This window comes from Sulfitobacter sediminis, assembly GCF_040811725.1.
GTDB lineage: Bacteria > Pseudomonadota > Alphaproteobacteria > Rhodobacterales > Rhodobacteraceae > Sulfitobacter > Sulfitobacter sediminis.
On the sequence record NZ_JBFNXX010000013.1, the window covers coordinates 126186 to 132379 of the forward strand.

The window sequence follows — 6194 nt, forward strand, 5'->3', positions numbered from 1 at the left end:
GATAAGATATTCAGAGCGAATATGGTCATCGGCTTTTTCTGAGATAAATCTGTTCAGGGCGCGGGCTGGAAAGAGAGCTCCAATAACCCAACGACGGGCTGAAATTGGTCAGCCCGCCATTCATTTCGCAGCCGTTTCTGGCGCAGGCCGGTCGGCGGACAGTGCCCGCACCAATACCTACTTGCCCGGTGAGACCTTGCAGGTCCTGATCCCCAGCAGGGAATAGACCGGGCAGGTCCCAATCAGCCCCGTCACCAGCGGGACAATCCCAATGAGGCCCCACATCGTCTGCGGGCCGATAAAGACCAGCGACAGCAGCACAAGGCCAAGAATGACGCGCAGGGTGCGGTCGAGAGTTCCTTCATTTTTGGACATCTGATGATCCTCCTTGATGAGTTAATGCCCCATCATACGCCATGCCCTGACCGGACGGCGGTGACAGAGTCACCGCTCCCCTGCGGCAAGATGTTCCAGCCCCCTGCGGTCAAGGATGGCCACCCCGTCCTCCTGCTGTTCCACCAGCCCCTGCTGCGCGAGTGCCGCCAGCCGCCGGGTGACGTAAGCCCGCCCCGAGGCCGTTTCGCTTGCCAGTTCCGAATGGGTGGCCGGCACCTTGCCCCCCGGCTGCGCCAGCCGGATCAACGCCTTGGCCAGACGCGCATCGAAACTGGTGAGCGCCACGTCTTCGATCAACTGCTGGTATTCGGCAAAGCGGGATGACACCGACAACATGATCATGTCGCGGAAGCCCTCATCCTCGGCGAGTTTCTTGCGGAACTCATGCGCGGGGACGATATGCCCGGAAAGGTCGGTCTCCGCGACGCCGTCGGCACCGTAGACCTGATCCTTGATCAGGCAGGACAGGGTTTGCAGGCATATTTCCCCCGGCCGCACACGGTACAGCACCACCTCGCGGCCGCTGGGCCCCGCAAGGGTCACGCGGATCGTGCCTTCCGACAGGATGACGAAGCCGGGGCAGGGCTGACCGGGCTGAAAGATCGTCTTGCCCTTGGGCGCGCTGAATTTGCGCAAGCCGTTCATGGATACCGCTCCTTCGCTGTCGGGGGATTAGACGCGCGGGCCGGTCGCATATCAAGGCATTCGGCGCACCGCCGGTCTCAAAGACGCCCGCCCCATGGACAATCCCGTTCCCAGACCACATCTTCTGCCCAAACCGCAGGGGAGATGCACATGGCCACCGGCTTTTTCTGGGACGAACGCTGTTTCTGGCACGCGGGCGGGAACTATGCCTTCACCATGCCCATCGGCGGTCTGGTGCAGCCCCTGGCGGCGGGCGGCCTGCCTGAAAGCCCCGAAACGAAGCGCCGCCTCAAGAACCTGATGGATGTCACCGGCCTGACGGCCGAGCTGGCCGCGCAAAGCGCGCCCGAGGCTACGCGAGAAATGCTGGAACGGGTGCATCCGGACTCGTACCTCGATGAATTCAAGCGGGTCTCCGACGCGGGCGGCGGTGAACTGGGTCACCACACGCCCTTTGCCCAAGGCGGCTTCGAGATCGCCGCGCAATCGGCGGGGCTGGCCGTGGGCGCGGTCGACGCCGTGGCCTCGGGCCAGTTGGAGAACGCCTATTCGCTCAGCCGCCCGCCGGGGCATCACTGCCTGCCCGACACGCCCGCCGGGTTCTGCCTGCTCGCCAACATCGCCATCGCGCTGGAAGCCGCCCGTGCCAAGGGACTGGTGAACAAGGTCGCCGTGCTCGACTGGGACGTGCACCACGGCAACGGGACCGAAGGCATCTATTACGACCGGGCCGATACGCTGACGATTTCGCTGCACCAGGAATGCAATTATCCGACCACCACCGGCGCGATCACCGACCGGGGGCGCGGGGCGGGCGAAGGCTTCAACATCAACCTGCCGATGCACGCGGGCTCAGGCCATACCGCCTATCTCCACGCGCTCGACCGCGTGGTGATCCCGGCGCTGGAGGCGTTCCAGCCCGACATGATCGTCGTCGCCTGCGGCTTTGACGCCTCGGTCCTCGATCCGCTGGCGCAGATGATGGCGACGGCCGAGACCTTCGGTGCGATGACGCAGAAGATGAAAGAAGCCGCCCGGCGCCTCTGCGACGGCAAGCTGGTTCTGGTGCACGAGGGCGGCTATTCCGAGGCCTACGTGCCCTTCTGCGGCCATGCCACCATCGCCGCCCTTGCGGGCAGCGCCACCGACGCCCCCGACCCCTGGGCCGAGAGCCTCGCGCTGCGCCAGCCCAGCGCCGACTTCGACAATTTCCTGCGACAGTCCATCGACCGGATGGCCGCGCAGCTGGATCTCTGAACCGATGCCCACACCCAACCCCGAAGCGCTCGCCTTTCTGCAAACCCGCCGCTCGCGCCCGGCCAAGACGCTGACCGCTCCGGTCCCCGACCGCGCAGCCCTCATGCCGATCCTGACCGCCGCTGCCCGCTGCCCGGATCATGGCAAGCTTGAACCCTGGCGCTTTGTCGTGATTGAAGGGCCCGCCATGGCGCGGCTCGCCGCGGAGGTTCAGACCTGCGGCGAGGCGCTGGGGCTTGACCCCGAGCAGATCGCCAAGGGGCGCGCACAATTCGACCAGGGCCTGCTGGCCGTCGCGGTTATCGAGGTGCAGAAACCCTCCGAAAAGATCCCCGCGCTTGAGCAGACCTATTCCGCCGGGGCCGTCTGCCTGTCGCTTTTGAACGCCGCACTTGCTGCAGGCTGGGGCGCCAACTGGCTCAGCGGCTGGGCCTCTCACGACCGCAACTTCATGCGCGGTGCCCTTGGCCTTGAGGATCACGAACGCATCGCGGGCATCGTCCATATCGGCACCGAAACCGCCGCCCCGCCCGAGCGCCCGCGCCCCAACATCGAGGAGATCACCACGTGGCTTTCGGACTGATCCTTGAGTCCTTTCTGCGCGCCTTGGGGCAGCTTTCCGACCCGCGGTTTCGCCGGGTGTTCTTTCTCGGCATCGCGCTGACGCTGGCGCTGCTTATCGGCTTCACCGCCGGTTTCGCGTGGTTCCTCGACTGGCTGGTGCCCGAGGACATCTGGCTGCCGATCCTCGGCGACGTCCAATGGATCGACGATTTCCTGTCTTGGGGCGCGGTTTTCCTGCTGCTGTTCCTGTCGATCTTCCTGATGATCCCGGTGGCTTCGGCCATCACCTCGATGTTTCTCGACGAGGTTGCCGATGCGGTCGAGGGCACGCATTACCCCACGCTGCCCCAGGCCCAGCCGGTGCCCTTCTGGGATTCAGTGCGTGACACGGTGAACTTCCTCGGCGTGCTCCTGCTCGCCAACCTGATCGCGCTGGTCCTCTACGTGATCTTCACCCCCGCCGCCCCCGTGATCTTCTGGGCCGTGAACGGGCTGCTGCTGGGGCGGGAATACTTCACGCTGGTCGCCATCCGCCGCGTCGGCCGGGTCGAGGCAAAGCGCCTGCGCCGCAGCCATGCGGGTCCGATCTGGCTCGCGGGCACGCTCATGGCAATCCCGCTATCGGTGCCGCTTCTGAACCTCGTCATCCCGATCATCGGGGCGGCGACGTTCACTCATCTATACCACGGCCTGACCATGCGCCGGCCCTGAACCAGCTTTCGACGTCATCCACACTGATGCAGCCCGACAGGATGATCGTTGCGCAGATTGCCCAGATCACGGCGGCAATACCGGTCGTGATCCACGCCTTTTTCTTCAGGTGATGGTTCTCGGGCGACCCGGCATGGGTGCCCGGCACGATGTCATTCAGATCGCCCTGCGTCTCGATCCGGAACGGCAGGACGATCAGAAAGGTCAGCGACCAGATGACCGCGAAAAGGACAAGGCCCGAGGTAACGCCCATCGCTCAGACCTGCTCCAGCTCCACCAGCGCGCCGTTGAAATCCTTGGGATGCAGGAAAAGCACCGGCTTGCCATGCGCACCGATCTTCGGCTCGCCTGTCCCCAGCACCCGCGCGCCGGTCTCCTTGAGGTGATCCCGTGCGGCGATGATGTCCTCGACCTCGTAGCAGATGTGATGGATGCCGCCTGCCGGGTTCTTTTCGAGGAAGCCCTTGATCGGGCTGTCCTCGCCCAGCGGGTAGAGCAGTTCGATCTTGGTGTTCGGCAGCTCGATGAAGATGACCGTCACACCATGATCCGGCTCGTCCTGCGGCGCACCAACATTGGCGCCCAGCGCGTTGCGGTATTGATCCGCCGCCGCCTCGAGGTCGGGCACGGCGATGGCGACATGGTTCAAACGGCCGATCATCTTTCTAATCCTCTGCGAATGCTGATTTTCGCCGCTTATGCAATCAAGAAGCGTGAAGGGCAATGCGTCACGTTAACCCCCTGTTAGCCACACGCCGGTAACCATGCGTTACCATTGACCGGAGGCTAAGATGGATACCACGGACCCCCTTGCGGCGAATATCCCTGCGCCCACCGCGGCGCGCCCCCTGCTGGGGCTTACCATTCTGGCGGTCGAGGACAGCCGCTTTGCCTGCGAGGCGATGCGCCTGCTGTGCCTCCGATCCGGCGCACGGATCAGGCGCGCCAACTGCATGCGCTCGGCCCGGCGGCATTTCCGGGTCTACCGCCCCACTATCGTCGTGGTCGATCTGGGCCTGCCCGACGGCAATGGCACGGACCTGATTGCCGAGTTGAACAGCGCCATGCCAAGGGTCGAGGGGATACTGGCGATCTCGGGCGATGGCCATCTGAAGGACGCTGCCCTTGCCGCAGGGGCCGATGCCTTTCTGGAAAAACCCATCGCCTCTCTTGGCCTCTTTCAGGAAACCATCCTTGGCATGCTTCCGATGGAACGCCGCCCGAAGGGGCTGCGACAGATCGACGAAATGGCCATCGCCCCGGACAGGCTCGCCTACCGCGACGACATGGCCCATATCGCCGACGTGCTGGACGACCACCACAGCGAACAGACGCTGGACTACGTGGCGCAATTCCTCGGCGGTGTGGCGCGGCTTGCCAATGACACGGCCCTGGCGGAGGCCGCCGGCGCCCTGGCCGCCAAGCGCGCCTCGGGCGAGACGGCCGCGTCGGAGACCGCCCGGATAGCGGGCCTGATCCAGCACCGGCTCGCCGAGAAGGTGGCGATCTGAGAGTTCTCGGCAAGACATGACAAAGGGCCTGTCGAAAATGCCTCAAAAGCGGCCGGGACGCGGGCGGGTACAGGGGTTGATGTAAGTCGCGAAATGCCGAGGCGCGCCCACTCCATCCGGACATGGCAGCATCGAGAACGAGGCAGTGATCTATTTACCCTGTCCCGGCGCAGACCGACCCACCTCAAAGGGTCGGATCGCTTGCCACCCGAACCAGCCGCGTCAGATCGCCCAGCCGTTCGATTTGCTGGCCGTCCTCATCGAAATTGGTGGGCGAAAGCCAGGCCTCGAAGGCTTCCTTCAGTGCGGGCCACTCGGCATCGATCATGGCGAACCATGCAGTGTCACGGTTCCGGCCCTTGACCACCGTCGCCTGCCGGAACACCCCCTCATAGCTGAAGCCAAGCCGTTGCGCGGCCCGGCGCGAGGGCTTGTTCAGCGCATCACATTTCCATTCGTAACGGCGATAACCGGCCTCGAAGGCCCTTTTCATCATCAGATACATCGCCTCGGTCGCCGCACGTGTGCGCTGCAACGCGGGGCTCATGCTGATGAAACCCACCTCGATGGAGCCGCTCTCCGGCTTGATCCGCAGATAACTCGCAACGCCCTCCCACTGCCCGCTTTCCCGATTGCGGATCGCAAAAAAGAATGGATCGGCGATTTCCTCCTGATCGCGCACCCAGCGATGAAACTGCGAGGCCGATGAGAAGGGCCCGACCGGCATGTAGTCCCACACCGCGTCATGCCCCGCGTAGGCCCGAAAGAGCAGCGCCGCATGTGCCTCTGCCGACAGCCTGGCCAGTTCGACGTAGCGGCCAACCATGGGCCGCCCGTCGGGCCGGGGCGGCGGTGTGAAATTCTCAAGCCGGGGCCCGAGGGGCCGGGGATCGTCGGTGCGCTCTGTCATGACCGCCACGTTAGGAGCAACGCCAGCGCAGGCCAAGCCCCCAAAATTACTGCCCTTATTCCGCCACATGGATCGCGATCTGAGCAAGCGTGCCCCGCATTAAAGCCACAAAGGCACGGCAAGAGTGAATGACACACCGGCTGAGGCCGGTGGCATCATTTGGCGGAATGTAATTCCAGGTACTGCATGATGATGTCGTC

General features: G+C 64.3%; 9 protein-coding genes. 4 read left to right on the top strand and 5 right to left on the bottom strand.

Going from position 1 to position 6194, the window contains the following annotated elements:
* Window positions 1–177: 177 nt before the first annotated feature.
* Window positions 178–375, bottom strand: coding sequence for a YgaP family membrane protein (locus AB2B41_RS16645; protein ID WP_367878944.1), 198 nt, complete (start codon window positions 373–375; stop codon window positions 178–180).
* Between the two features lie 69 nt (window positions 376–444).
* Window positions 445–1041: a Crp/Fnr family transcriptional regulator gene (locus tag AB2B41_RS16650; protein ID WP_367878945.1), complete on the bottom strand. Its 597-nt coding sequence runs from the start codon at window positions 1039–1041 to the stop codon at window positions 445–447.
* 150 nt (window positions 1042–1191) lie between these two features.
* Between AB2B41_RS16650 and AB2B41_RS16655 the strand changes: the two genes are divergently transcribed.
* Genes AB2B41_RS16655 through AB2B41_RS16665 form a run of 3 tightly spaced genes read left to right on the top strand, consistent with a single transcriptional unit; the run spans window position 1192 to window position 3573 of the window.
* Complete coding sequence (locus AB2B41_RS16655) at window positions 1192–2298, top strand: class II histone deacetylase (protein WP_367878946.1); 1107 nt, start codon at window positions 1192–1194, stop codon at window positions 2296–2298.
* A 4-nt stretch (window positions 2299–2302) separates the two neighbouring features.
* On the top strand, window positions 2303–2881 hold the full coding sequence (locus tag AB2B41_RS16660; protein WP_367878947.1) for a nitroreductase family protein: 579 nt from the start codon (window positions 2303–2305) through the stop codon (window positions 2879–2881).
* Window positions 2866–3573 (top strand): EI24 domain-containing protein, encoded by a 708-nt coding sequence (locus tag AB2B41_RS16665; protein WP_367878948.1) that lies wholly within the window; start codon window positions 2866–2868, stop codon window positions 3571–3573. Before AB2B41_RS16660 ends, AB2B41_RS16665 begins: the two co-directional genes overlap by 16 nt.
* Here AB2B41_RS16665 and AB2B41_RS16670 read toward each other — a convergent pair.
* Both AB2B41_RS16670 and mce read right to left on the bottom strand, forming a co-directional pair.
* Window positions 3533–3826, bottom strand: a complete 294-nt coding sequence (locus AB2B41_RS16670) for a DUF1467 family protein (RefSeq protein ID WP_367878949.1) — start codon at window positions 3824–3826, stop codon at window positions 3533–3535. The genes AB2B41_RS16665 and AB2B41_RS16670 overlap by 41 nt on opposite strands.
* A 3-nt stretch (window positions 3827–3829) precedes the next feature.
* Window positions 3830–4234: a methylmalonyl-CoA epimerase gene (mce, locus tag AB2B41_RS16675; RefSeq protein ID WP_367878950.1), complete on the bottom strand. Its 405-nt coding sequence runs from the start codon at window positions 4232–4234 to the stop codon at window positions 3830–3832.
* A 130-nt stretch (window positions 4235–4364) separates the two neighbouring features.
* Between mce and AB2B41_RS16680 the strand changes: the two genes are divergently transcribed.
* The gene (locus AB2B41_RS16680) at window positions 4365–5084 is read left to right on the top strand and encodes a response regulator (protein WP_367878951.1); all 720 of its coding nucleotides are present in this window, start codon (window positions 4365–4367) and stop codon (window positions 5082–5084) included.
* 184 nt (window positions 5085–5268) lie between these two features.
* On the opposite strand, the gene AB2B41_RS16685 is transcribed toward AB2B41_RS16680, so the two are convergent.
* On the bottom strand, window positions 5269–5994 hold the full coding sequence (locus tag AB2B41_RS16685; RefSeq protein ID WP_367878952.1) for a GNAT family N-acetyltransferase: 726 nt from the start codon (window positions 5992–5994) through the stop codon (window positions 5269–5271).
* Between the last annotated feature and the right edge of the window lie 200 nt (window positions 5995–6194).

Coding starts and splice junctions, on each gene's coding strand:
- AB2B41_RS16645 (WP_367878944.1), bottom strand. CDS start 375: ATGTCCAAAAATGAAGGAACTCTCGACCGCACCCTGCGCGTCATTCTT.
- AB2B41_RS16650 (WP_367878945.1), bottom strand. CDS start 1,041: ATGAACGGCTTGCGCAAATTCAGCGCGCCCAAGGGCAAGACGATCTTT.
- AB2B41_RS16655 (WP_367878946.1), top strand. CDS start 1,192: ATGGCCACCGGCTTTTTCTGGGACGAACGCTGTTTCTGGCACGCGGGC.
- AB2B41_RS16660 (WP_367878947.1), top strand. CDS start 2,303: ATGCCCACACCCAACCCCGAAGCGCTCGCCTTTCTGCAAACCCGCCGC.
- AB2B41_RS16670 (WP_367878949.1), bottom strand. CDS start 3,826: ATGGGCGTTACCTCGGGCCTTGTCCTTTTCGCGGTCATCTGGTCGCTG.
- mce (WP_367878950.1), bottom strand. CDS start 4,234: ATGATCGGCCGTTTGAACCATGTCGCCATCGCCGTGCCCGACCTCGAG.
- AB2B41_RS16680 (WP_367878951.1), top strand. CDS start 4,365: ATGGATACCACGGACCCCCTTGCGGCGAATATCCCTGCGCCCACCGCG.
- AB2B41_RS16685 (WP_367878952.1), bottom strand. CDS start 5,994: ATGACAGAGCGCACCGACGATCCCCGGCCCCTCGGGCCCCGGCTTGAG.